The organism is Eudoraea sp. (genome assembly GCF_049665975.1).
Taxonomy (GTDB): Bacteria; Bacteroidota; Bacteroidia; order Flavobacteriales; family Flavobacteriaceae; genus Eudoraea.
Map to the genome: position 1 here is coordinate 1 of NZ_JBATGR010000083.1, position 1,559 is coordinate 1,559.

General features: G+C 38.6%; 2 protein-coding genes. Both read right to left on the reverse strand.

Annotated elements, in window-relative coordinates; genetic code table 11:
* Positions 1 to 67 precede the first annotated feature (67 nt).
* Positions 68 to 574, reverse strand: a complete 507-nt coding sequence (locus WBN20_RS03545; RefSeq protein WP_424280721.1) for a nicotinate-nucleotide adenylyltransferase — start codon at positions 572 to 574, stop codon at positions 68 to 70.
* Positions 575 to 672: 98 nt separating this feature from the next.
* On the reverse strand, positions 673 to 1,559 hold an 887-nt coding region (locus WBN20_RS03550; RefSeq protein WP_424280722.1), incomplete at its 5' end, for a CAP domain-containing protein.

Sequence of the window (1,559 nt, forward strand, 5' to 3'; positions counted from 1 at the left end):
ATGAACACCTGGCCTTTTCAAAGTTGCTATTTATGGGGTCAACTTTAACTGTTGTAACGGATAAGAATTATAGAAATTCTCCGTCTTCATTCATCTTAACTTTCATTGTTTTATCCCCATTTTGCAATTTAAGTTTATAATGCTTTTTGGCACCCTTTTTATCTGAATAAGTAACCCGATAAACATCACTTACTATTTCCCAGTTAGGAAAACGCTCTAACAATGCTTTAGATACAGCGTCTGGTAATTTAATGTCGTTGTATTTTTCAATAGTTCTCAGAATCTTGCCATCAGGATCATATGCGGCAACGATCTTTCCATCGGGAATATAGAATTCCACAGTATAGTAGTCATAATCATCCTGATAATATTCTTTAGTAGTTACATCATATGCGGCAACCTTACGTTGAAGCATTTGGACAGGTACTGCAGCCACTTTGTTATCCGTTTGGTTTAAGTATTTGTAGTTCACAGCTGTAACTACAACTTCAGATAGTTCTTCCACTTTGGTAATTTGTGAATATACCTGGCTAGTTAGGCCAATAACCAATAAACTAAGAATAAATTTTTTCATAATTCCAGATTTTAGATGTTGATAAATTTTACGCTTTGTAGCGTAACTCTGGTTAAAAGTATAAAAGGGATTAATCTTATGAAATGATCTTGGTCAGGTCAATTATTAGGGTCAAACAAGGTAACCTGGTAGGAATAATCCATTAACACCCCACTAAGCTCCACATTTTTAAGGGTAATTGTGTAGGATGTGTCGGCAGTTATATTAGTATTGATGTTTTCAGGTATCCAAACAACGGTAGGGTCGCCATAGGAATTACTTAATTCCTCAATTTGAAGATTTATAGCATTGTTATTTGAATCCAGCATTGAAACCGTAGTAGCAGAGAAATTTGCCCCGGCAATTGAGAACGACCATCTTGGAAAAACAAGCCTATCTGGAATAAAACCTTTAGGTGGCCAGGAGACAAAATCGGGAACGTCAGACGGGGGGGTGCCTGCATTTCCCAACACCCATATGGCATTTGATCTATTTGTGTTACCAATGCCTATTTCCTGTAAACGGGGCCATAACAACCACCTCCTATGGCCTACAGGGCCATTATCTGCTCCCTGGTCTCTTATGTATGAATCTATAGCCTCTGCGTTTTTGGTCATAGTTAGGAGAGAATTACCAGCTCCTTCATTGCCTTCAGTAGTATAACACTTCCATGAAGAAGGAGGGTCGTGGTCTAGCTGATCATTAGCATTCATAATTAAAGCTGCCATCTGGGCTTTATCACTTTTCGAAATATTCTCAGAAATTATATTATTTAAACCTACTGCCTTTCTGTAGTAGTCCAGACGTTGTAGTATTTTAGCCTTCGTGAGTTCTGGGACGTTTCCCGGGTCACAGGAAGGTTCATCACCAGTCCAGGACATGTCTGATCCGGAGGTTTGAGAAGCGAGGTAATAATCTAAATAGAGATTTTTAGCCTCTAGCCGGGCCGAATTGTCAATAGGCACTTCTTGTTCAGGTTCTATCTCTTGAATATCATCTTGCTCTA